This is a genomic window from Sphingobacterium sp. BS-2, from assembly GCF_046161205.1.
In the GTDB taxonomy this organism is placed as follows: domain Bacteria; phylum Bacteroidota; class Bacteroidia; order Sphingobacteriales; family Sphingobacteriaceae; genus Sphingobacterium; species Sphingobacterium mizutaii.
This window is the reverse complement of record NZ_JBIXGO010000021.1, coordinates 250,999-274,552: the sequence shown is the minus strand read 5'-3', so window position 1 is coordinate 274,552 and position 23,554 is coordinate 250,999. Positions and strand designations below refer to the sequence as shown.

Genomic DNA, 23,554 nt, shown 5'->3' with positions numbered 1-23,554 from the left:
AAATGCTTGGGTAATAGGAATGGATATCAACCTATAAGCTCTGATCGAGCTTATGCTGTTCAGCAAATTCAAGCACATATTCCATTTGGTCTTTCAAGTCAAATTGTAGATCCTCATGAAGATTGTCATATATTTTTACGGCATTTTTGATCCTCGCACTTACATAGCTCTGCAGTTTGAATGCAGGAGATAATGCGGATGGACCAAATAGGGAGGGATACCGGTCAAAGGCCTCCTGTAAGATCAAGAGCCTACATTCCACCACGGAAAACTTATCCTTAGTGATCTTCTCATGCTCATTGATCATGCCGCTCGCTTGGCGCAAGCTACTGTTCAGGCCTTTGTAATTGGAATACATGGGCAGGTTTTTGACCTTATTGCTATTCACCTCAAACAAAGATTCCAACGCGTTCTTCAGATCGAAAATCCGATCCTCCAAATCGGCCTCATCCTCTAAGAGCTCATAGTGCAATTGCTTCAAAAGCATCTTGTCCTTATTGATTAACCTGACCAATAACTTGTCCTTTTCCTTTGCCGGTAAATTGAGTACCGCTTCCTTGAGCTCCTGATCCTTGTGTAATGACATAAATAAAGATAAATAATATTACAAATAATACCATTCTCAACTTAGGCAATGGTATTAATTATCCCGATTTTAAGGGGTAAATAAATCCAAAAAGTAAATAACACCATTGATGACTGTTTTTATACCATTATTCATGGTAGTTATTGGTTACCTTTGTATCGTATGGGCAAGATACCTGTTTTAGAGCAATGTACAGTATCCTACAAGGAGGATAAAAACTTTTTGGCAGACCGTCTGGAGGTTTACCTAGGTAAGAACAATAACCTGGTTTTTCCACATCGACACAATTTCTACCAAATGTTGTTATTCCTTTCTGGAGAGGGGATGCATGAGATTGATTTCAAGCAATACCCCATCGAGCGTGGTCAGGTATATTTCATGGGACCAGGGCAAGTGCACTCCTGGATGTTTGAAGGGAAAATGACTGGCTATATCGTCAATTTCGATATCGACTATTTCAAGCCCTTTTTGATCCAACCTGATTATGTGGAGAATCTAGACTTGTTTTCTTCCTTGAATGAAGGAGTTTTCACATTAGAAGAATATCAGGTCCGCGAAATTTCCAGCTTATTCGATCAATTGATCGAACTGAGCAGTCTACCTGTAGCAAAAGATCTAAAGCGTTCTTTACTTCTTTATATCCTGCTGCGGTTTGACCAGGCATATATCCCCAATTTCCCGGCGAAGAGCATCGACTATCATTTGGTGTTGATCAAGAACTTTATTTCCCTGGTCGACCAGAATTTTAAAGAGCTGCATTTGCCAAAGGAATATGCGGAGTTATTATTTGTCACTCCAAACCACCTCAATTCGGTATGTAAGGAATACCTGGGGACCCAAGCTGGGGAAGTAATCCGAAACAGGATCATGTTGGAGGCCAAGCGATTGCTGATCTTGCCAGACTGGACCATCTCACAGGTGGCCTATGACTTGAGTTTTAATGATAATTCATATTTCACAAAATTTTTTAAAAAAGTAGAGGGTAAGACCCCCGAAGAATTCAGAAAATCACAATGGACGTAAATATCAATATGGAAACAAAATATACCATACCTTCCGAATTAAAGAGTGCAATAGATGGTAAATGCCCGAGATGCAGAACCGGTAATATGTTCGCAGCACCTCTATTGAGTTTTAAATCAAAGCGAATGTTGGAAAGATGTCCAACATGTGAGTTGAAATTTGAAAAAGAACCCGGCTATTTCTATGTTGCCATGTATGTCAGTTATGCCCTTAGCGTTGCTGAATTGGTAACAGCCTGTGTGTTGACCTATTTCCTATCCGGTAATTTGGAAAGCCCTTGGTTATATGTCATCGTTTCCCTGGCAGTCACCTTGATCATGGCGCCATTCAACAATCGCTATTCCAGAATCATCTTATTATACTTGATGACACCATCCTTCAAATTCAACCCTAAAATTTTCCAAAGGGTCAAGGAAGAAGGGAAGTAGCATTACCCCATAAAAAAGCGGGCTTTTGTTAAACAAAAGCCCGCTTTTTTATGGGGTAGATATGAGATTTGAGATATGATTATTGAGATAGTAAGGCTGTCAAAAAATATATCCATTTTAAAGGATAGATATGAGATGGACAGATTATAAAGTTTAATATCTCCCATCTCATATCTCAAATCCCCTCCTACCTAATCGGATTATCTTTCAAATATTTTTCCCATTCCCAAGCTGATGACATCATTTCGTCTATTCCTAGCTCGGCTTTCCAACCCAATTCTTTTGTTGATTTAGTTACATCGCCCCAAACTTTGATGATATCACCTTCACGACGTGGGCCAACCTCGAAGTTCAATGGTTGTCCGGATGCTTTTTCGAAAGCTTTGATGGCTTCTAATACCGAGTAGCCATTACCTGTTCCGATATTGAAAACATCGTAATTGCCATTAGGATTTCCTTTTTCCAGTAATTTAATGGCAGCAACATGCGCTTTCGCTAGATCCACAACATGGATGTAATCACGAACTGCTGAACCATCTGGAGTTTCGTAGTCATTGCCGAATACAGTCAGTTTCTCTCTCTTGCCGATGGCAGTTTGCGTAATGAACGGCAATAAGTTTTGCGGAACACCAATTGGCAATTCACCGATCAGGGCCGAACTATGGGCACCTACTGGATTGAAGTAGCGCAAAGCAACAAATTGATAGTTTGAAGCTGCTTTAGCCGTTTCCTCTAATATTTCCTCTGCGATCTGTTTGGTGTTTCCGTAAGGAGAGGTAGCTTTCTTTACTGGAGCACTTTCCGTTACTGGAAGGATATCTGGTTCTCCATAAACTGTACAGCTTGATGAGAAAACGAAATTGATCGGTTTCTCACGGTAAGCTTCTAGTAAATTGATTAAGGAGAAGAAGTTGTTATGATAGTATTTTAATGGGTTCTGAACAGATTCACCAACTGCTTTGGAAGCTGCAAAATGAATAATACCCGTGATATCAGGATTTGCTTTGACAAATTCGTTTACTTTATCGGTATCACATAGGTCAAATTGATGGAATTCTGGTTTTACGCCAATGATTTTTTCAATCTGGTCCAAGATCTTGATATTGGAATTGGAAAGGTTATCAACTAGAACAGGTGTATATCCAGCATTATGCAATTCTACTACGGTATGTGATCCAATGAATCCGGTTCCTCCGGTGACAAGTATTTTGCTCATTTTATTTATAATTATATAGTTGGGTGTTCTTAAAATAATGTTCTATAGTATTCAATTGTTTTCTCAAGACCTTCTTTTCTTCCGATTTTTGGCTCCCATTTCAGGATCTCCCTAGCCTTGCTGATATCGGGGCGTCTTTTCTTAGGGTCATCAATCGGTAAAGGCTCATAGATTATTTTCGACTTACTGTTGGTCAATTCGATGATCTCGTTGGCCATGTCGATCAAGGTCATCTCATCTGGATTACCGATGTTGATCGGTAAATGGTAATCGCTGAAAAGCAGTTTGCAGATCCCTTCTACCTGATCTGAAACGTAAATAAAGGACCTTGTCTGTTTTCCGTCTCCAAAAACAGTTACATCCTTGTCCTGTAAAGCTTGGGAGATAAAAGTCGGTAATGCCCGACCATCTTCCAGCCTCATTCGCGGGCCAAAGGTGTTAAAGATCCGTGCAATGCGAGTTTCCATGCCATGGAAATTATGATAAGCCATGGTCATGGCTTCCTGGAAACGCTTGGCTTCGTCGTAAACGCCTCTTGGGCCAACCGGATTTACATTTCCCCAGTATTCTTCATTCTGCGGAGAGACCAAAGGATCCCCATAGACCTCAGAAGTCGATGCAACCAGGATCCGTGCATTTTTGCTCTTCGCCAATCCCAGAAGGTTATGTGTGCCCAAAGAACCTACTTTGAGGGTCTGGATAGGGATCTTTAAATAATCAATGGGACTTGCCGGCGAAGCAAAATGTAAGATATAATGTAACTCTCCGGGTACATGGACAAACTTGGAGACATCATGATGGTAAAATTCGAAATTGGAAAGATGAAAAAGATGTTCAATGTTCCGAAGATCTCCTGTCACGAGGTTGTCCATTCCGATGACATGAAAGCCTTGATCAATAAAATGGTCGCAAAGATGAGATCCTAAGAATCCAGCTGCTCCTGTTATTAATATTCGTTTGCGCTTGTTTTCTTGCACAATAGTGAATTTGAAAAGGTTTAAATATCTTTGACGAAGATAAGTAATATTTTAACATGATGCGTTTTCTTTACGACCTAGGGATTTTAATTTACGGCTTGCTGCTTCGCGTATTCGCATTGTTCAATGCGAAAGCCAAGTTGCTTGTTGATGGTCGTGATGGACTGTTGCAGCATATAGAACAATCGGTTGAAAAAGGGCAGCAATACATTTGGTTTCACTTTGCTTCATTAGGCGAATTTGAGCAAGGTAGGTCAGTTATGGAGCAAATAAAAAGTCGCCATCCTCAGGAAAAAATTATTGTAACATTTTTTTCCCCATCCGGATATGAGATCAGAAAAAACAGTCCTTTAGCCGATCATGTGTTTTATCTTCCAGCAGATACCGCTAGCAATGCGCGTCGATTTATCGATATCATCAACCCGAAGTTGGCCATCTTTACCAAGTATGAATACTGGTACCATTACTTCAAGGAACTCGATAAAAGAAAGATCAGGTTATTGATGATCTCGGCGATTTTTAGGGAAAACCAAGTATTCTTCAAACAATATGGGGGCTTCTTCCGCTCAATTCTCAAGAAGGTTTCCTATTTCTTTACGCAGAATATCGAAAGTGTGAATATGCTGAAATGGATTGGGATTACGAAGGCAGGCTTGGCGGGAGATACACGCTTCGATAGGGTCGTGGAATTGCCGAAAGAACATAAACTGATCCCTGAAGCACAAACTTTCGCCGGGACCGAGGATATTTTAGTCGCAGGAAGTACTTGGCCAGCAGATGAAGCCCTGTTAAAAGTGTTGCTTGAAAACAATAAGGATTTGAAGGCTATTATTGCGCCACATGAAATCCATAAAGACCATATCGATGCCATGTTGAAGCTCTTTCCGCATGCATTGCTGTTCTCAAAATTCAATACCTATACCGATCAGCAAATTGCTGCTTCTAGGCAATTGATCATTGATAATATTGGAATGCTTTCTTCTTTGTACCATTATGGCCGTATGGCCTATATTGGAGGTGGCTTTGGTGCCGGTATCCACAATACGTTGGAAGCAGCAACCTATGGGATGCCCGTGATATTTGGTCCGAAGTATGAGAAGTTTCAGGAGGCCATCGACCTGATGGAAATAGGAGCTGGTTTCTCCATTTCCAATGAACAGGAATTGCAAGATGTCTATAATGCCTTGTGTATAAGTGAAAAGCTGGTGCAGGCCAGTATTGCTGCCAAAAACTATGTCCAACAGCGATCTGGAGCTACACAAATCATTATGAAATACCTGGAAACTGAAAAATTATTGGGTTAATAATCCTGCTACTATAGGTAATCCTTAGGATATTTCCCTTTCACATGGGTTCCGAAACCAAACATAATAGGTTTGAATTCTCCTACAGGATCCACATTGGAATCCGCTTTGATTTCATTTTCCAAACCAACCGCCCAGTAAGAGGCATTCACGATCAGCCTTCTTAGGTTCTTGTCCAATAGGTCAATGGAAGATCCCATGGTCGTGGTGAAAACTTTACCTTTTTTACCACCAGGGATTTGGTAATCCTTGGTCCAAGCAACCGGCATAATTGATTTCTTTCTATTGATAGGGCTTTCTGCGGTCATTCCCAAGGTCGGTTGACCGAAAACCAGGATTTCTGAATTCTTTAAGCTGTTTTTGATCCCATACACATCTGAAGGCACCCAAATGTCCTCAACACCCAAAAGGATAGGGTTTTTGGCATTGATCTGTAGACCATTCATCAAACCTAAAGAGCCTTCTGTGCCATGGTCTCCATGGTGATTGATCCAGGTTTCCCCTAAAATAAATCCACCAAATCCACCTTTCCAATCTCCTTCTTGATTACTGAAGCCATAATGCTTATATGCACTTTTAGATTCTTTCGGGAAGTTGAATGCATGGGTTGCTGTACGTAATCCGATAACTGGTTTTCCAGCTTTAAGGAAATTGTCAACATGTTTCATCTGTTCATCTGGCAATTCTCTGAACCGACTTGCTATGATCATTAAATCTGCATTCTGCAGGTTTTCAAGTCCGGGGATGTTCTTTTGGTATTCAGGGTCAATCTGTTTCGTCTCTGGGTTTATGGCAAAGAGAACGAAAGTTTCAAACCCATGCTTTTGAGTTAGGATTTTCGCCAGCATGGGTAAGCTTTCCTCAGAACGGTATTCTTCATCTCCAGAAATCAGCACCACTTTCTTGCCTTTGGCTTGCGCCTTTTCAGGGGTAAAGTGTAACCAATTATTTTGCTGGGCAATACAATTGCTTAGGCCAAAACTGAAGGATAGAAAGGCTATCAACAGGAGTTTATTGGTCCAAAATGAAAGAATAGAGGTGGTTCTGGGTTGATGTGTCATTATTTCTTATGAATGTTTTCGAGTTATATAGTCTCTACCTGTGCATTTGAGGTCCCTTCTTCGGTTTCGTGCTGACCTTTGTAGGCTCTCTTTTGCCAGAAATGGAAGAACAAGAACAAGACAATTAAAATACCTGGGAAGATAGCCAATTTAGCAAGGGTCACCTGACCTACTAATAAATCTAAATTTTCTATCACTTCTCCTGATTGTTGTACAGCAGCTTTAGAACTATCAATCCAACGACCGATTATTGGTTGGAAGATGGAAGTCGAGAACATTCCTACACCACCGATCACGGACATGCCGATGGCACCGCTCAATGGTACGCGCTGTGCTGTTGTGGCAATCATGGTAGGCCAGAAGTAACATACCCCAATCGCAAATAATATGGCTGCTACGTAGACCATTCCTCCTGTTGCAACAGAGAATAGGTAAACACCAATGGTGGCAAAGATGGCTCCGCCCAGTAATACACCGGTTTGGCCTAAAGCTTTGACAACTGGTCCAGCAAAGAATCTGCCTACTGCCATTAGACCTGTAACCAAGGCTAATACCAACATAGGACTGGCACCACTATTTGCCATAATGATTCCTACCCATTGTTGTGGTCCAAATTCAGAGATAGCCGTTAATGCCATACAGCAGAACAAGAAGATAAAGGTAAGCGAGAACATGGCCTTGAAATTATTGGAAAGAGAGGTTGCACTTTCTTCTTTTGGTTTAGGGAATGCTTTTCCGTAAAAGATGATCGCATATAAAATTGTTGGGATCATAATGATCCACATCTGAGTTTGCCAAGTTGCACCCATTTTAGTCATGACTAAGGAAATCAAACTTCCCAATACGATACCACCGGGGAACCACATATGGAACCTGTTCAGCATCTTATCCATTTTCTTGCCCGAATATAGATCGGCAATCAAAGGATTACAAGCCGCTTCGGTACAGCCATTTCCTAAACCGATAAATAAAGTTGAAATCAATAAGGTCGAATAACCAGTCGCAAAGATGGTCAACAATATCCCAAGGGTATGGGAAACGAATGCAAAGCGCATAATATTGCTAGGGCCAATTTTGTAATAGAAAATTCCTCCCAAGATCATGGAGATCGGGAAGCCGAGAAACCACATGGAATTGATAAATCCCAGTTGTTCGGCAGATAAATTGAAGCTTTGACCTAGCTGAGGTAATATCCCAGCACGAATTGAAAAGGTAAGACCTGTAGTGATTAGGGCTAGACAGCTTCCTAAAAACAAGGCACTAGGGTTAACTTGTTTACTCATAATGTGGTTTATTTGTGGTTAAATTATTTTGTGTTGATTTTAAATCAATCAACAAGATAACTTATTTTTTCTCAAAATTCACTAGATTATTTTTGATAAAATGATATCCATGTTCTGCAATCTCCCATGGATCGGAGTATTCTCGCCATACATTGATGGCGTTCGCAAAATCCGGATCCGCTCTTGAGAAGGCCTCAATCGTGTACCAGCCAGAATAATTGACCTCATTAAGGGCTTGAAAAACCTCATCCCAATGCACCAATCCTCTTCCAGGAGTACCACGGTCATTTTCGCTGATATGGACATGCGCCAAAACTGGAGCAATTTTCTGAATAGAATTTCGCATACTTTTTTCCTCAATATTGGCGTGGTGGGTGTCATACATTCCCTTTACATGCGGATGGTCGGTCAGGTCGATCAAATAAGCTAAATGATCGATACAGCTTGCCAGATAGTTTTCAAATCGATTGACAGCTTCAGGCGTAAGGGTTATTCCAGCCTGCTGGGCATGGTCGCCGGCTGCGCGCAAGGTTTCTGCTGCCCAATGGTATTCCTGGTCTGTAGGTGCCGCCCTGGAAAAATAACCATGAGCAGAATGAAAGGGTCCGCATAAAATCGTCGAACCCAAATCATGTGCTCGGTCAATTGCCCACTTTATTCTATCTAATCCTCGACTTCGACTTGCCGTGTCTGTCGAGATGGGACTTTCATTTTCGCCAAGTGTAGTTACCGCGTTGACTTCCAAACCTAGGTCATGGGCATGTTTTGCCAATGCCCTATATTCTTCTTCATCGGGAGATCCTATAAATACTTCAACACCATCATAACCTATTTTCTTTAATCGATCTAAAATGGGGAATGCCTTTTCGGTAACTCCTGCAGTCCATGGTAAAATGTTAAATCCTATTTTGTTCATTCTTTATATATCTTTTTACAATTAATCTTAGTTTTCTAATGGATGTTCTTTTAATAGATCTTCTGGCGAATAGAAGCCCTTTTTATCTTTAATGGACTCCCGGATTTCCTTTACCTTAGCTGCAGAGATTGGATTTGCCTCATTGGTAAATGAATTCCTGACATAAGTCAGTACGTCTGCAATCTCTTGGTCGTTCAGCATCATTCCAAATGGAGTCATCGGTACCTGACCTGGATACTTCTTGCCATTGACCTCAATTGGTCCCAATAGACCATTCAAGGTTAATTTGATCAATCGATCTTCACTTCCGGTAACCCATTTGCTCGCATTCAACGGCGGGAAGCCAGAGGCATCCAATCCTTTGCCGTTCGGTTGGTGGCAGGTAACACAGAAGCCTTCTTTCGCATAGATCACAGCGCCTCGTCTGTATTGCTCTAAGGCAGGGCCAGTCAATTTCGTTGCCGTTTTACTGGTTTCCGATTTCTCCTTCACCGATTTGTTGTTCAGATGCGCAACGGATGTCAAGTATGCTGGTTTGTTCCACTGATCAAGGCTTGTACTGTCAATCCCATTCATCAAATCAATACCTTCACTTGGTTTCAGCCATGATGCTGCTGCAATCAACTCTAATTTAACACGACCACTTTCATCTTTTGTTGCCTTGGCCATCAAATCTTTATAATTCTTGATCTTATCGGTATTATAGCGAATGGCGTGGATTGCTGCAGCTCGAGCATGATAGTCGTTAGATTCCAATAATTTTTGGACAAGGTCTGCATTGATCTTATTTGCCCCCCAAGTCACCCACATCGCTTCCAATAGGTTGTGCAGGTATTTCGGGTCTTTAGTATCCAATTTCTCAGCCCAAGCGGTTGCTTTCTTGGCCACTTCATCATTATCTCGCATTCTCAGTTCCGTACGCGTTCTATAACGGGTCCTGATTTCAGGGAGTTTTAGGTTTTCAAGTAATTCATCAATGGATGCACCATCTATCTTCGCTGGTTTTACCAACGGCCTAGACGGATAGGTAATCCTATAGATTCGGCCATGTACATGGTCACGAAGTGGATCGCGTGCGTTGTGCTGCATATGTCCAATCAGCATATTGTGCCAGTCAACGATGTACAACGAACCATCTGGGGCAATCTCTGCATCAACAGGACGAAAGTTCTTGTCATCGGACCAAAATAGATCCTGCCTGTGCTTAGATTTATAGCCGGTTCCATCATCTACAAAGGTATGTTGCTTGCCTCCTAAGAAGCCGATGGTATTGTTCAATAGGTAATCGCCTTGAACTGAATCAGGGAAATGGCTTGATGAAATAAACTCCAGTCCTGAAGTAGGACGCACACGATGATTTTCGTCCACTAAAGAAAAGGACTTGTCGTTGGATTCCCCATATCTCGGTTTGATACTTCCGGGAAGCATCCATCTCACATCTGGTCCAGAAGTTTCCAGATAGATGGTTTGTCCCCATTCATCCGTAGCAATTCCCCATGGATTAGGAATGGAAACCTGTGCCACACGCTCCAATTTCTTGGTTTGCGGAGCATATCTGTAAAATCCGCCATTGACACCGCGAACTGGTCCATAGGAAGTCTCTACATTGGTATGTAGGAATACACCCTCTGCCATGAAAATCGCCCCTGAAGGATCCATGCTATAGGCACTATGGGCATGGTGGGTATCATGGTCGTCAAAACCACTTAAAATAACTTCTTTATGGTCTGCTTTGCCATCATTGTCGGTATCTTTCAATAGAACCAAATTCTTTCCTTGGGATAGATAAACCCCTTCTGGAGCAAATTCAAAACCAATCGGAAGATGTAAATGGTCTGCAAAGATGGATTGTTTATCAGCTTTGCCATCGCCATCGGTATCCTCTAGGATAATGATCTTGTCATTTGGTTTTCCATCACCAGCTTTATAATGTGGATAGCTGGGCATGGTGGCTACCCAAAGCCTACCTTTGGAATCAAAGGATATCTGAACTGGGTTTGCCAAATCTGGGAATTCCTTTTCCGAAGCAAATAGATCAATCTTATAACCGGGTGCCGTATGGAATTTGGATAATGCTTCTTCTCCATACAGGTATTTAGAATTTGGATCTTGTCCAAAGTCATAATTCGTTTTTACTTCAGGTAGCTTTAGGGTGTTTTTATCCATCGCTGCCAAATCATAGGATTCACCCTCGGCGGCTTTCCAGATTGCAGTATCACGGATATAGCCCATTTCGCGGAGTTTCTTGATTTCAAAAGGATAATTCTCTGGACCAAACGGATTAAAGCGACGGCCGTATGCATGCACGCCATTTGGGATCTTGAAGTCCTGAGTCCAGATCCAGTCTTTTTCTAAAACCGCTTTTTTGATTTCATCTTTATGGATTGAAGCCTTTCCTTCGCCTTTGCCGAATATGCTGGTCACCAAGTAATCAGCGAATTTTCCATAGGCTTTTTCCGAAAGCTGTGAACCATCGATGGTCAAATAATCAGAGCTCTGATCATACCATTTTTGGCTGATGTCAAAAACATCAAGGAAAGGGACTTTCTTGTCTTTCGCCACCTGTTCCATCGCATCCGCATAGAGCTGGATGTTTTTGTTGAATTCTTTTCCGTCTGGTAGGTCATATGTATCGGTCAAATCCTCAAAAGCAATAGGGGAGATCAGCACTAGGGTAGTGCCCTTACCACCATTGTAATCTTGGCTGTTGGTATGGTCAATAAACGCCGCTATTTCGCCCTTGAAGTCCTCAATGCCTTCAGGTCCTCGGAAGGATTCATTATAGCCGAAGAAACCAAGGATCACATCAGGTTTCAATTCTATCAACCATTCATCTTCCGTAGGGAAATGTCCTTCACTGCCTGTATTGATATCAAATTCAGGATTGAACTTTTCCGCTCCCGGGAATGCCCAAGGGGAGTTCCTGGAAGGGTGGGGTCTAAAGCCAGGGGTATTGCCGGGGCTACAGATATTTCGGATAAATAAATTATAGTCAGGGAATCTTGTTTGAAGTTCGGTGTCAAAATCACCATATTCCATCATCCTTGAACCCAAATTGTTTCCAATTAGGACGATGCGGGAATCTTTTTGGATCTTCACTGGCTCCATGGTTGGCTTGTGCGTACAACTGGATAGGACTAAGATTAAAGAGAACAAAATAAATTGCCTAAAACGGTTCATATTAATTGTTATAGCGGTTTGTTTAGATTTATGAGAATCGATACAATTCTGGTTAACCAAATATAACCTTATAATCAATGTTGGGTGTCATGTACTGTCCTGTTGTACAAAAATTTTACAATAACCCTGTTTTTGTGGAAAGAAAATGGTTTTGGTATTATCTTTTAAAGTAATACCAATGGGTTGAACTATAAAATTATGGTGGATAATCGGGGAAATAGGTGTTAAATCTTCAATTTCTAAATCTCATTTCCTCAAAAAGAACAAAAAATAGATAGACCTCGAAAGATGGATATGAGTACGGTGTTAGGCATCCAGAGCACAATTGTCAAGGTATGGGCATGGTCCAAAATAGATGGTCCGATCAAGGTAGGACTGGCATTTGGGTTTGGTTGGAGGTCTTCAGTGTCCAACTTTATTTCTTTTTGAGACTTTCATAAACCATTTGGTGGTAAGGCATTCCAATTCCCATCTCTTTTGATTTAGCCTCGAAGAAACCTATAAGCTCTTCCATTTCGTTCCTAGGGTTGTTATCCTGTAAATCCGAATGAAGGGAAGTGGTGGCGTCAATAGGTGTCGCCATCAGCATACCAATGATATTTTCCTTGGTTCCTAGATTTAGTCTCACGTTCATTTTTAAAGCCAAATCAATACCTTCGTCCAGGAGCGCTAGAAACGTATCGAAAAAATCCCGGTTACTTCTAATCTGTCCAAATGTGGCGTTAAAGTAACATGTCGATGCGGCAGCCGAAGAAATAAAGAGAAATTTGGTCCAGATCACAGGTTCAATCTCTTCTGTAAGTCCAGCATCAATCCCAGCTGAACGTAGCAATTGGTAAAAATATGTAAGGCGATCGTCCGTCTGGCTGGGTATCCCAAAATGCAGTTTTTCAAATTCTGAAAATTTTTCCACAGCACCGTCCCCCACCTTCCTCACGACTATGTTTGTACATCCGTAACATACCAGGGCAGAGGGGAACCTTTCCTTGATTTGCAAGACCGATTGAACCCCGTTCATCAGGGGTATGATAACAGTACGCTCGCCCACGGATTGCGAAATGCAATCCAAAATGCCCAATAAGTCTGGGGTCTTGGTGCAGATCAATATATAATCGTAGGTTCCCTTTCCCCTTGCATCGTGGAACACATCATCAGGTTTACCGGTAATCTCCAATCCTCCATCTCTTACCATCAAACCTTGTTCCTGAACAAAGGAAACTGATTTTTCCCTCACTAAGAATTCTATTGACAGACTTCCATCATTTGGGTTGGAGGCACAGAGCTTGCAACCAAAATATCCTCCAATTGCACCAAGTCCAGCTATCAATACTTTTGTTTTTTCTATCATGTCCGTTTTTGTTTAGATGATTACCAGTCTTTGGGGTTTTCAGTCACCATGTTATGATATAGTCATAAAGATAATATACATTCGTAGAAAAGGAGGCTCAGAACAATAAACACCCTAATTTATACCCTTGTGTTTCCAGTCACGTCCCAGGAATGCTTAAATTATCCACTGGTCAATTTGGATAAAAAGTTCCTTAAGACTATCGCTTGGTTGTGTAGGGGATCCCTGGCACTATAGAGAAGGCAAAGGTTTTCTTTTTGCGCAATGTTTCCTAATCTTAAAAGGTCGTTTTTTTGACTATCTAATTCTGTTTGATACCTAAGGGAGAACTCATCAAATCTTTCGGGTATATGTCCGAACCATTTTCTCAATTCAGTTGAAGGAGCGATATCCTTGTTCCATTCATCCAATTTGGCGCCATTTTTCTTTACTCCTCTGGGCCAAATCCGATCAATTAAAACCCTATACCCATCAAGGGGTGACGGGGGCTCATATATCCTTTTAATTTGGATTTCCATAATATTATATGTTAATATAAGGAATATGAAAGGTTTTTGTTTTGATTTTTCAAAACTTCATCTTGGATTGCCAAATGAATTGTCTTCTTTCCAGTTTATGCATACATTAGTTGTCAAATATTCGGTTTTAAAACGGGTTCATGTACTTTGATAGAGAAATCTTCTCTGGACAAGTTCCGATGAACGCTAATATTTGTTGAGAATAAATTGTATTGACTTAGAACAGTTATACAATAAATGTTATGAATTATAAGGATTTCGTAATTATTTGATTTGTTCCCATCCTCCGTTTTTGTCTCAGATTATTATGTTTGGATGGTTGATATGGGAATGAACCTGTTAAAAGCAGGAATGAGATTTGAAAAAGAAAAAAGAAAAGGGGCAATTTGATCAAATTGCCCCTATCTATTACTAGTAATAAGTATATCTCCTTACACCAGCGATATGTCTTGCCAATCGCATGACTTGGTGAGAATAACCATATTCATTATCATACCATACATAGATAATGGCTGTTTTTCCATCTTCCGAAACAATGTTTGCAGGAGCATCGATAACGGATGCTGCTGAAGTTCCGATGATATCTGAAGAAACGAGTTCCGAATTGTTGGTATAGCTTAACTGTTCAACCAGGTCACCATCCAATGCTGCCTTTTTCAACAGGTCATTCAGTTGGTTCAAGGTTGTTTTGTTATTTAATTCTAAGTTGAGGATTGCCAATGATCCATTTGGTACAGGAACGCGGATGGCATTGGAGGTGAGTTTTCCAGCCAAGGCAGGCAATACTTTTGCCACTGCTGAGCCAGCACCGGTTTCTGTGATCACCATGTTCAATGCAGCTGCACGGCCCCTTCTGGATTTCTTGTGCATGTTATCGACTAGGTTTTGGTCATTGGTATAGGAGTGGATGGTCTCGATATGACCTTTACTGATGCCCAATTCTTTTTCCAAAACTGCCAATACCGGTGAGATGGCATTGGTTGTACAAGAAGCTGCTGAGAAAATATGGTCCTTTTTAGGGTCTGCATCCAATTCATTTACACCATAAACGATATTTGGAACACCTTTTCCAGGGGCGGTCAATAAGACCATTGCAGCTCCTTTGGATGTCAGATGCCTAGCCAATTCTTTATCATCACGGAAAGCACCTGTATTATCAATAACTAAGGCATCTTTGATACCGTATTTACCATAGTCGATATCTTCAGGGTTTTTGGCTGAGATAATGTACACGGGAATCCCATTGATGATCAATGCCCCGTTTATAGCATCAACTGCAACTTCGCCATCAAAGTTTCCATGGATGGAATCTTGTCTTAGCAAAGCTGCTCTTTTCTCCAATGTTTTTTTATCAACCTCATCTCGTGTTACGATGGCTCTTAAACGCAATTGTCTGCCTGCTCCAGCCTTGCTGATGAGTTCGCGAGCAAGGAGCCTTCCTATCCTTCCGAAACCATAAAGAACCACATCTTTTGGCTGGAAAGGTAAGTGTTGATTGGCTGGTCCCAACTCTTTGCGGACAAATTCTTGGACGTCAGCTTCTTGGATCCGTTGTTTGCGGATGTTCAATGCCAATTTTCCGATATCTAACCTTGAAGGATTGAGATCTAGGGCATAGATAGCCTCGGCAACCTTTAAGGTTTCCATAATATTCAACTCCACACCGGTATACTCTTTTGTTTCTTGATGTAGATTCAGAATAAAACTAACTCGGCGATCGATCAATTGGTTTCTGAAGAGCACGAGTTCTATGGATTGGTTAAACCATAAGTCGCTTATTATTTGAATAAGCTTAACGCATGCATTTTGGTTTGATTTGTAACTTTTGATCTGGTCCTCAAAAGTAGAATTGTGTATCATAATTATTGAATGAAGAAATTTCACGCAAACTTAGAGCTTTTGTATTGCTTAAAAAATTAAAATTGAAAATTTGGCAAGAATTAGCTACTTAATGTTTGTTCTTTTTGTTATTTTTTAAAAATTACAATGATATTTTGGGAATATATCAACACTCTTCTCTTGTTTGCTAAACGCTTTTTGCTTATTTTACTTAATAAAGTGCTGTTTGGGATAAATATTTAATAATCTAGGTTTATTACACATTTTAATGAATTGTAAAGAATTCCTTACAGAAGTTGCTTAAAACGTTTTAGTTGCTATCTTTAAGCTAATCGATAAGAGATAATAAACCTTTAATCCAGAAAATATTTCATGAGGAATACCTAGAATTCAGTTTTTTGAGTCTCGGACCTCCGCTATATCTATCACAGACGATTTACAGAATTACCTATGATTAATAAAACAAATGTCCTTGGGGTTTTTATATTGCTGCTGACACAAATGTTGTCAGCGCAACATATCAAGAATGATTTACGAGCACCAGCTTTTCCCCTGATTACCTTAGACCCAAATACCAGCGCATGGTCTTATACCAATAACCTATATGATTCCAATCCTTCACATTGGTCGGATAAGAACTTGCCTTTTATGGGAGTGTTGAAAGTGGACGGACAGTTCTATCGATTTATGGGAGCCGAGGATGTAGAGATGCTAACGGTAATCCCGAACGGAGAGGACAAGGCATGGGATGGAAAGTATGTAACCACGGAACCAGCAAAAGATTGGTCTTCCAAGGGTTTCGATGCTTCTAAATGGCAAGCTGGGAAAGGTGCATTTGGTACAACTGAAAATGAATCGCTGAGCAAGACCAATTGGACCACAGATAAGATCTGGGTAAGGAGAGAAGTGATACTTGCAGAAGATCTAAGCAATAAATCCGTGTACCTGGAATATTCGCATGATGATGATGTCAAGATCTATGTGAATGGCATTGAAGTAGTCAACCATGGTGGAACTGGAAAGAATAAACGAGTTAAATTAACTGAGGAGGTAGTAAAGACCTTAAAGAAAGGCAAGAATAGTATTGCCGCCTACTGTTTCAACGGAGGCGCAAATGGCTTTCTGGATTTTGGACTGTTGGTGGAGCGTAGTGATAAGGCCTTTTTTGCAAATACAGCAAAGCAGATTTCTGTAGATGTACAGCCTATGCAGACTCTATATACCTTCCAATGTGGAGATGTGGAATTGAAAGTGACCTTTACGGCTCCAGTATTTTTGGATAATCTGGAATTATTGTCTAGGCCGATCAACTATTTGAGTTATGAAATCAAATCGCCACAACCGAAAGAAATTGAGCTGTATTTTGAAGCTTCCCCAAATTGGGCATTGAACCTTCCGACCCAGGAATCGGTTTCAAGTAGCTTTGAAAAAAATGGGATTACCTATTTAAAGACAGGATCAACGGCACAAAAGATATTGGGCAGGACAGGTGACCATGTGAAAAACGATTGGGGATATTTCTATTTGGCCAGTGAGAGTGCCGGAACAACGGCAAAGGTAGCTCCGAGCACGGCATTGCGTTCTGCATTTGCTTTAGGGACTGCTACCGATGCTGATCAAAAGGGCGGAGTAAAGCAATTGGCATTGACCAAGAAATTGAAGGTCAATGGTACGGCAAAAGGCAAAGTTGCCATTGGTTATGATGATGTCTATGCCATTCAATATTTTAATACCAACCTTAGACCTTATTGGAACCGTAAAGAAAACAGCAGCATTGAACAACAGTTTGAAATCGCCTTTAAGGAGTATGATCAATTGATGGCGGCGAGCAAGAAGTTTGATGATAAATTCATACAAGAATATCAGCAATATGGAAAAGAATATGCTGAGCTGTGTGCTTTGGCTTATAGACAATCCATTGCTGCCCATAAACTGGTAGAAGCGCCTAATGGTGACCTACTTTGGTTGTCAAAAGAAAACGACAGTAATGGGTCAATCGGTACGGTGGACATTACCTATCCTTCATCGCCCCTGTTCTTGATCTATAATCCAGAACTGGCAAAGGGCCTGGCTAACTTTATTTTTTACTATTCAGAATCTGGAAAATGGCAAAAGCCATTCCCTTCGCATGATATCGGTACCTATCCTGTTGGAAACGGTCAGACCTACGGAGGCGATATGCCGATCGAAGAAGGTGGAAATATGTTGATCCTGACTTACGCCATTGCAAGGGCAGAAGGAAATGCTGATTATGCGAACAAGCATTGGGCTACATTGACCACTTGGGCAGATTATTTGGTAGAAAAAGGCCTAGATCCAGAGAATCAGCTTTGTACAGATGATTTCGCAGGCCATTTCGCCCATAATGCGAACCTTTCAGTCAAGGCGATTATTGGGATAGCATCTTATGGTTATTTAGCAAAGATGTTGGGGCAGGATGAAGTAGGCGCGAAATATATTACTAAGGCTAAGCAAATGGCGAAAGAGTGGGAACAGATGGCAAAGGATGGCGATCATTACAAGCTTACTTTTGATAAATCAGGAACCTGGAGCCAGAAATACAACATGGTTTGGGATAAGATATTTGACATGGGGATTTTTGATCCGAAGATCAGGGAAACCGAGATCAAGTACTACTTGACCAAACAGAATAAATATGGGCTTCCTTTGGATAGCCGTGAGGCCTATACCAAGACGGACTGGATTTTTTGGACAGCTACCATGGCGGGTAAGCAAGAAGACTTCCAGAAATTTATAAAGCCAGTCTATCTGTTTATGAACGAGTCGACGACGCGCGTACCGATGTCGGACTGGATTTGGACGGATCGTCCTGAACGCAGAGGGTTTAAGGCAAGAGCGGTTGTAGGTGGGTATTTCATCAAACGTTTTGAGGATTTGATTAAAAAAGGAAACTAAGATCAGGTTATATATTAGGTTAATTAGAGAGGGGGGATGTGAAAGCATCCTCCTTTGTTTTTAATCGACGATAAATAATTCGGCAGCAATCTGATCGGCCAGTAATTTTCCGGATGGGCTTAAACTGATGATGCCTTCTTCTGAGATCAATACTTCTTGGTTGTGAACATATTGCTCAATGTTCCTAAGGATGGTGCTCAGGTAATCGTTTCCAAATTCCTTTTCCACGTAGTTTTTGTCGATTCCCCATTTGGTTCTTAAAGAGGTCATGACATATTCATTGAATCGGTCATTCTTGCTCAGTTGTTCAGTTTCAAGCGGGAGTTCTTTGGTTAGGATGCCTTTGATGTACAGGGCATTATTGGCAATATTCCAGGACCTGGAAGTTCCATTGAAGGAATGTGCTGAAGGGCCTATGCCTAAGTACGGTTTTCCTTTCCAGTAATTGCTGTTGTGACGGGCGTAACGATCCGGCTTAGCAAAATTGGAAATCTCATAATGTTCATATCCCGAGGAAGTCAATGTATCGATAAGCATCAACATCTGTTCGGCGCTCTGCTGTTCGTTGAGTGCTGGAGTTTTCCCTTTGTTGATAAGGTGTGCTAATGCAGTTTTCTTTTCCACTGTCATGGAGTAGGAAGAGATATGCGGGATTTCCAGGTCAATCAGGGATTGCATATTGGTTTTCCATTTGCTATTGGTCAATAGGGGATACCCATAGATAAGGTCACAGGTAATGTTTTCAAAACCTGCATCCTGCACACGCATGATCGAAGACCTGGCCTCGTCGGAATTATGGGCACGGTTCATCCATTTGAGGTCCTCCTCGAAGAAAGATTGAATGCCGATGCTTAAGCGATTGATTTCGGTGTTGCGGAGTGCTTGGACTTTCTTTTTATCCAAGTCGTCAGGATTTGCTTCAAGGGTGATCTCTGCATCCGAACTGATTTCAAAGTATTTTGCAACTTTGCCGATTAAGGCGTCGATTTCCTTTGCTTGGAGGATGGAAGGGGTTCCGCCGCCAAAGTATATGGATTCTACTTTTTTGTTGTCGAGGTAGGATGCTCGGAGTTCAATTTCCTGATGCATGGCTTGGAGCAGGTCTTCCTTGTACTTTAGGGAAGTGCTAAAGTGGAAGTCACAGTAGTGACAAGCTTGTTTGCAAAATGGAATGTGGAAATAGAACATGGGTGCCGCTGAGATGGTATGAGGCAAAGGTAAGGAATTAAGAATAAAAAGATATTTATATAGAATTATTAAAACCTTTATATATATCTTTTTAATATGTTTACAACACTTTCAATAGTTGAATCATCTTTTGATGGATTAACCATTAATCGTACAAATGCACTATTTTCTCTCTCTTGTATTTGTTTTTCTAAAATATTATTAAGTCGTATTTCTAAATCCTCGTTGCTATTTGCAATTTTCTCATTTCTCTCCCAAATACAACAGGGCCAATGCTTTCGAAAACTATATCTTTTGTTTCATCAAATAAATCGTTTTGATGTTCAGATATCATTTCGTCATTTAATGTGAAGCAATGGACAACTAGATTCGAGATATCAGTAGCATCCTTTTGAAGCTGTTCTGGTCTGTCATCGTAAGCAATGAGCTTGAGTAAGTCTATTGCAGGTAATGTTGCTACTTTGAATGAATGTTAAGTCTCAAAATTTACATCTTCTATCCCATTATTATATACCACCTCTATTAATCCATCTGCACGAATACGGGTCGTGCGTTGTCCATTATAACAGTGACCCTTCCATCATCTTCAATTTCACCAAGTGGTAATATGTCCATTTGCGTAATATCTTGGGCAATTAGATCAAATGCATTACCTCTATATGGTGTGAATTTTCTGAATCTATGAGATACTCTCTGATACGCTGGTATTCATCGTGATTGCTCATCAATACAGCATAATCAACCTCTTTTGTTGTTCTAAAACTTATACTACCTTTTTCGTACCATACCTGTCTAGCTAATTCGCTTATTAAGTAAAATCTGTATTTAATTGATTGAAGGTGTGCTCCAATTTATCAAATATATGTTTAAGCTCTCCGTATCTCCTATTAGAAAAAACCAGTTTTTAAATAGCTGTCAAAAATCAATTCTGCAACCTCTTTATTTCTTGGATCTTGACTAAGGATTAAATCAGCTTAAATTAATATAGGCGGAGCACAGTCTTTCTCTAAATTATTTGTTTCTTGCCAAAAATGTTGTATGATTTCAATATCACCTTTAGAGTCTGGAACAAGCATCATTTTTGTCATAAGCTCCATATTCGATAATTTGGTGTATAGTGTTTTATTTCGAGTTCAATATAATTTGACATTATGTTCGCACCAGCTTCTCCTCCCCATACCTCAACTGGCGCAACTTGCTGCTCTTTCCAATAATTATTATTTTTAAAAACCGATACCTCCCTACCTTTAGTTTTGGTCTTAGGTCTCGCCATAGCCTGTGATCCAGCGGTTTAGTAGCTCTCGTTTACGAGTTATTATATATTTTTTGACGATTAGATAACCGGCTTCTTGTAAATTATTTATAACTAAAGGAACGTTGCCTAATGCTACATTTGCTCGATGAGCAATTTCCCTACAAGACATATTTAAGGCGTTCTTTTCAGTAAGTAATAAAAACACTATTCAATCCAGTAGGAGTAAATGCTCAGTTAGGTTTTTTCTTTTTTCACTGCTGGTGTTATGTTTCCCTCAATATAAATATAGTAGTTCTCATTGCTAAAGTAAAATTTCCAGCTATATCTAAATACGCTATGTTTTCTTTTCTTTGCATTACCTTAGCTTTAGGAAAAATGTTTTGCGGTAAGAGTAAAAACCTATCATTTACGTAAGCTAGATTTTTAATTCGTTCTAATTGTATGCCTGATTTCGATCTTCCCGTCCGTTTTAAATTTGATTCGATTTTCATATAAAGAAATTGTCTATATTCCATCCTTCTCTAAATTTTCAATAGGTTCCCATTCTCCATGTATACCCGCTACATTTTCGAGATTGTTCAATGCATTGGTTCTATTCTCCAGATATTGTCTAGCTTTATTATCCCAATGTTAAAAAGAAACTATTAACCTTCTAAATGCTCGATCAATTGTTATTAGATAAAGTTTAATTTATTTTAAAAGATTATATTTACGTAAATAGCTTTTTAAATCTACTACATGAATATCCTTTTCTATAATTAATCCTTCTGGGTTTATTAATATACCTGTAGGATATTTAACGACATTCAACAGATCTGTTAAATTATTATTTTCTGTTGACAAAATATTCTTCCATAAAATAGATTGGTCATTAATGACTTTTAAAGCATTTGTATGTTTATCCCTCCCCGCTATTCCTATAAAACCTATTTTAGAAACATCTACTTCTTTATAGATTTCTGTTAGAAAAGGCATCATTTTTAAGCAGGGCAAACACCAGGATCCCCAAATATCAATAAAAATATATTTCCCTTTATAATCATCCAATTTGATTATTTCGCCTGTCTTAATGTCTTTTTGAATTAAGTTTTCCAAAACAAAATTCTGAGTTCGATGTTCTAATTCCTCCAAAATTAATGTATTAGAATTTAATTCAACTCCGTAATTTTTAAAGAATTTCCTATCCCATTCAAACATCTCATTTTTTTTAATGTTACGGTTGTCCTTATCAATATATATAGTAGAAACCCAATAATCAGGAAAACGAAATTCATGACCTACATAAATTTCGTTTTCTGGGGATAAATTTCCAACCATATAACTAGGAATGCAATATTTTATCTCATTCTGATTTTTGAAAACAATAATAGGTAATTTTGAATCTATTATTTTGTTATAATTACTAATCTCAAATGTAGTTTCATTAATATTAAATTCTTGTTTTTTTATATCATCTAGATCTTCTAGGCTTTCTAAACTTTGAATGATTTCATCATCAAAGTTTCCATTTTGATTTATATCGATTATAAATACGGGTTTACCCTCCCTAGTTTTTGCTGTTATTATCTTCACAAAACATTTAATAGGTTTTGTAGAAAGTTTATCATTTGAAGTTTTATAAGATCTTTGATTTTTAAAAGTTTCAAAAAGTTTAAAGTTTTCAGTTCCAACAAGATTTTGATATAGAAATTGTAAATAATCAAATGGAATAATACCCTTCTGTACTTCTATAAGATCTGAAGGAATATTTTTAAATTCTAACCTATTAAAAGCATTAAATATTGGATGATTTTCAGGGGGAGAAAAAAGTATACTTCCCGCATCCGGTGCAAATGGTCCGAATCCTATTTTTTGCTTAAGTGGAATTCTTAACTCTTGAGCGAATAAATAATAATTTAGACTAAAAGATATAGTTATAAATAATATAATTAGCTTCATTAATATTAGTTTAAGAGGTTAATTCAATGATAATGAATATATTCCAATTGTCAAAAAAAACAATGAGTTCCATTTTTTGTAATAGTGACTTTCAGATTATTATCTGATTTTGAATAAATTTAACATTCTTGTTTTACAGGACAATTGATTTTTTACAACCTGGAGGATCTGCCTAAAATATTCATAAAAGCTTGGATACTAGTTTTCTTAAGGTTGTTTAATAATAATTATTGATCTAGAATCCTAGATCTGCCATTATGTACCTCAAGGTACATTTTCGGAGCGATGGGTAGTTTAGCTGCTTTTTGGTTTATTGAATTTTGATCTCAGTAGCTAACAGAATTATTATTGGAGTTTGCCATTGAAAGCGGAGAGAATTCTATTCTCGAATCCCCAATTGAAGGGCGCCAAGTGCTATTAGAGGTTTCAGGTGTAGAAATTGGGAAAGCTGTTGCTAATTATGTGGAGGCAAGGGGGTAGGGTTGAGGTGTCAAAATACTGAGATTAAACAAAATAGGGGATCCAGGTATGTGATTGGTTTAAAAATCATCAAGGAAAACTAAGTTTATTAATCTATA

The 23,554-nt window shown here is 39.5% G+C and carries 17 protein-coding genes and 1 pseudogene; 4 read left to right on the top strand and 14 right to left on the bottom strand.

Annotated elements, in window-relative coordinates:
* Nucleotides 1-31 precede the first annotated feature (31 nt).
* Nucleotides 32-586, bottom strand: a complete 555-nt coding sequence (locus ACK2WI_RS17340; protein WP_409151736.1) for a hypothetical protein — start codon at nt 584-586, stop codon at nt 32-34.
* Nucleotides 587-748: 162 nt separating this feature from the next.
* On the opposite strand from ACK2WI_RS17340, the gene ACK2WI_RS17335 reads away from it, so the two are divergent.
* Together ACK2WI_RS17335 and ACK2WI_RS17330 are read left to right on the top strand one after the other, a co-directional pair.
* Entirely contained in the window at nt 749-1,609 is an 861-nt protein-coding gene (locus ACK2WI_RS17335) for a helix-turn-helix domain-containing protein (RefSeq protein ID WP_409151735.1), read from the top strand.
* Nucleotides 1,610-1,617: 8 nt separating this feature from the next.
* Nucleotides 1,618-2,037, top strand: a complete 420-nt coding sequence (locus ACK2WI_RS17330) for a DUF983 domain-containing protein (RefSeq protein ID WP_409151734.1) — start codon at nt 1,618-1,620, stop codon at nt 2,035-2,037.
* A 187-nt stretch (nt 2,038-2,224) separates the two neighbouring features.
* Here ACK2WI_RS17330 and galE read toward each other — a convergent pair whose 3' ends face one another.
* Nucleotides 2,225-3,253, bottom strand: a complete 1,029-nt coding sequence (galE, locus tag ACK2WI_RS17325; protein WP_409151733.1) for a UDP-glucose 4-epimerase GalE — start codon at nt 3,251-3,253, stop codon at nt 2,225-2,227.
* Nucleotides 3,254-3,282: 29 nt separating this feature from the next.
* Entirely contained in the window at nt 3,283-4,230 is a 948-nt protein-coding gene (locus ACK2WI_RS17320; protein WP_409151732.1) for a UDP-glucuronic acid decarboxylase family protein, read from the bottom strand.
* A 56-nt stretch (nt 4,231-4,286) separates the two neighbouring features.
* Here ACK2WI_RS17320 and ACK2WI_RS17315 point away from each other — a divergent pair, with 56 nt between their 5' ends.
* Nucleotides 4,287-5,534 (top strand): 3-deoxy-D-manno-octulosonic acid transferase, encoded by a 1,248-nt coding sequence (locus tag ACK2WI_RS17315; RefSeq protein ID WP_409151731.1) that lies wholly within the window; start codon nt 4,287-4,289, stop codon nt 5,532-5,534.
* An 11-nt stretch (nt 5,535-5,545) separates the two neighbouring features.
* On the opposite strand, the gene ACK2WI_RS17310 is transcribed toward ACK2WI_RS17315, so the two are convergent.
* The 7 genes from ACK2WI_RS17310 to ACK2WI_RS17280 all read right to left on the bottom strand — a co-directional run bounded on the left by ACK2WI_RS17310 (nt 5,546) and on the right by ACK2WI_RS17280 (nt 15,700).
* A complete protein-coding gene (locus ACK2WI_RS17310; protein WP_409151730.1) occupies nt 5,546-6,595 on the bottom strand; it encodes a ThuA domain-containing protein in 1,050 nt (349 codons plus the stop codon).
* Nucleotides 6,596-6,618: 23 nt separating this feature from the next.
* A complete protein-coding gene (locus tag ACK2WI_RS17305) occupies nt 6,619-7,878 on the bottom strand; it encodes a sugar MFS transporter (RefSeq protein WP_093099298.1) in 1,260 nt (419 codons plus the stop codon).
* Nucleotides 7,879-7,939: 61 nt separating this feature from the next.
* Nucleotides 7,940-8,794 (bottom strand): sugar phosphate isomerase/epimerase family protein, encoded by an 855-nt coding sequence (locus ACK2WI_RS17300; protein ID WP_409151729.1) that lies wholly within the window; start codon nt 8,792-8,794, stop codon nt 7,940-7,942.
* A 27-nt stretch (nt 8,795-8,821) separates the two neighbouring features.
* On the bottom strand, nt 8,822-11,974 hold the full coding sequence (locus ACK2WI_RS17295) for a PVC-type heme-binding CxxCH protein (RefSeq protein WP_409151728.1): 3,153 nt from the start codon (nt 11,972-11,974) through the stop codon (nt 8,822-8,824).
* Nucleotides 11,975-12,389: 415 nt separating this feature from the next.
* A complete protein-coding gene (locus ACK2WI_RS17290) occupies nt 12,390-13,322 on the bottom strand; it encodes a ketopantoate reductase family protein (protein WP_185217424.1) in 933 nt (310 codons plus the stop codon).
* Nucleotides 13,323-13,483: 161 nt separating this feature from the next.
* Nucleotides 13,484-13,840 (bottom strand): DUF488 domain-containing protein, encoded by a 357-nt coding sequence (locus tag ACK2WI_RS17285; RefSeq protein ID WP_409151727.1) that lies wholly within the window; start codon nt 13,838-13,840, stop codon nt 13,484-13,486.
* A gap of 411 nt (nt 13,841-14,251) precedes the next feature.
* The gene (locus ACK2WI_RS17280) at nt 14,252-15,700 is read right to left on the bottom strand and encodes a glyceraldehyde-3-phosphate dehydrogenase (protein WP_409151726.1); all 1,449 of its coding nucleotides are present in this window, start codon (nt 15,698-15,700) and stop codon (nt 14,252-14,254) included.
* A gap of 429 nt (nt 15,701-16,129) precedes the next feature.
* On the opposite strand from ACK2WI_RS17280, the gene ACK2WI_RS17275 reads away from it, so the two are divergent.
* The gene (locus ACK2WI_RS17275) at nt 16,130-18,595 is read left to right on the top strand and encodes a glutaminase domain-containing protein (protein WP_409151725.1); all 2,466 of its coding nucleotides are present in this window, start codon (nt 16,130-16,132) and stop codon (nt 18,593-18,595) included.
* Between the two features lie 60 nt (nt 18,596-18,655).
* Here ACK2WI_RS17275 and hemW read toward each other — a convergent pair whose 3' ends face one another.
* From hemW to ACK2WI_RS17255, 4 genes and pseudogenes are all read right to left on the bottom strand, one after another.
* Nucleotides 18,656-19,810, bottom strand: a complete 1,155-nt coding sequence (gene hemW, locus ACK2WI_RS17270) for a radical SAM family heme chaperone HemW (protein WP_409151724.1) — start codon at nt 19,808-19,810, stop codon at nt 18,656-18,658.
* Nucleotides 19,811-20,757: 947 nt separating this feature from the next.
* Nucleotides 20,758-20,892, bottom strand: a pseudogene (locus tag ACK2WI_RS17265) (type IV toxin-antitoxin system AbiEi family antitoxin); the annotation flags it as partial.
* A gap of 409 nt (nt 20,893-21,301) precedes the next feature.
* Nucleotides 21,302-21,529: a hypothetical protein gene (locus tag ACK2WI_RS17260; RefSeq protein WP_409151723.1), complete on the bottom strand. Its 228-nt coding sequence runs from the start codon at nt 21,527-21,529 to the stop codon at nt 21,302-21,304.
* A 199-nt stretch (nt 21,530-21,728) separates the two neighbouring features.
* Nucleotides 21,729-22,976: a TlpA family protein disulfide reductase gene (locus ACK2WI_RS17255; RefSeq protein ID WP_409151722.1), complete on the bottom strand. Its 1,248-nt coding sequence runs from the start codon at nt 22,974-22,976 to the stop codon at nt 21,729-21,731.
* Between the last annotated feature and the right edge of the window lie 578 nt (nt 22,977-23,554).

Coding starts and splice junctions, on each gene's coding strand:
- ACK2WI_RS17315 (WP_409151731.1), top strand. CDS start 4,287: ATGATGCGTTTTCTTTACGACCTAGGGATTTTAATTTACGGCTTGCTG.
- galE (WP_409151733.1), bottom strand. CDS start 3,253: ATGAGCAAAATACTTGTCACCGGAGGAACCGGATTCATTGGATCACAT.
- ACK2WI_RS17275 (WP_409151725.1), top strand. CDS start 16,130: ATGATTAATAAAACAAATGTCCTTGGGGTTTTTATATTGCTGCTGACA.
- ACK2WI_RS17290 (WP_185217424.1), bottom strand. CDS start 13,322: ATGATAGAAAAAACAAAAGTATTGATAGCTGGACTTGGTGCAATTGGA.
- ACK2WI_RS17330 (WP_409151734.1), top strand. CDS start 1,618: ATGGAAACAAAATATACCATACCTTCCGAATTAAAGAGTGCAATAGAT.
- ACK2WI_RS17300 (WP_409151729.1), bottom strand. CDS start 8,794: ATGAACAAAATAGGATTTAACATTTTACCATGGACTGCAGGAGTTACC.
- ACK2WI_RS17280 (WP_409151726.1), bottom strand. CDS start 15,700: ATGATACACAATTCTACTTTTGAGGACCAGATCAAAAGTTACAAATCA.
- ACK2WI_RS17335 (WP_409151735.1), top strand. CDS start 749: ATGGGCAAGATACCTGTTTTAGAGCAATGTACAGTATCCTACAAGGAG.
- ACK2WI_RS17340 (WP_409151736.1), bottom strand. CDS start 586: ATGTCATTACACAAGGATCAGGAGCTCAAGGAAGCGGTACTCAATTTA.
- ACK2WI_RS17260 (WP_409151723.1), bottom strand. CDS start 21,529: ATGAAAATCGAATCAAATTTAAAACGGACGGGAAGATCGAAATCAGGC.
- ACK2WI_RS17310 (WP_409151730.1), bottom strand. CDS start 6,595: ATGACACATCAACCCAGAACCACCTCTATTCTTTCATTTTGGACCAAT.
- ACK2WI_RS17255 (WP_409151722.1), bottom strand. CDS start 22,976: ATGAAGCTAATTATATTATTTATAACTATATCTTTTAGTCTAAATTAT.
- ACK2WI_RS17295 (WP_409151728.1), bottom strand. CDS start 11,974: ATGAACCGTTTTAGGCAATTTATTTTGTTCTCTTTAATCTTAGTCCTA.
- ACK2WI_RS17285 (WP_409151727.1), bottom strand. CDS start 13,840: ATGGAAATCCAAATTAAAAGGATATATGAGCCCCCGTCACCCCTTGAT.
- ACK2WI_RS17305 (WP_093099298.1), bottom strand. CDS start 7,878: ATGAGTAAACAAGTTAACCCTAGTGCCTTGTTTTTAGGAAGCTGTCTA.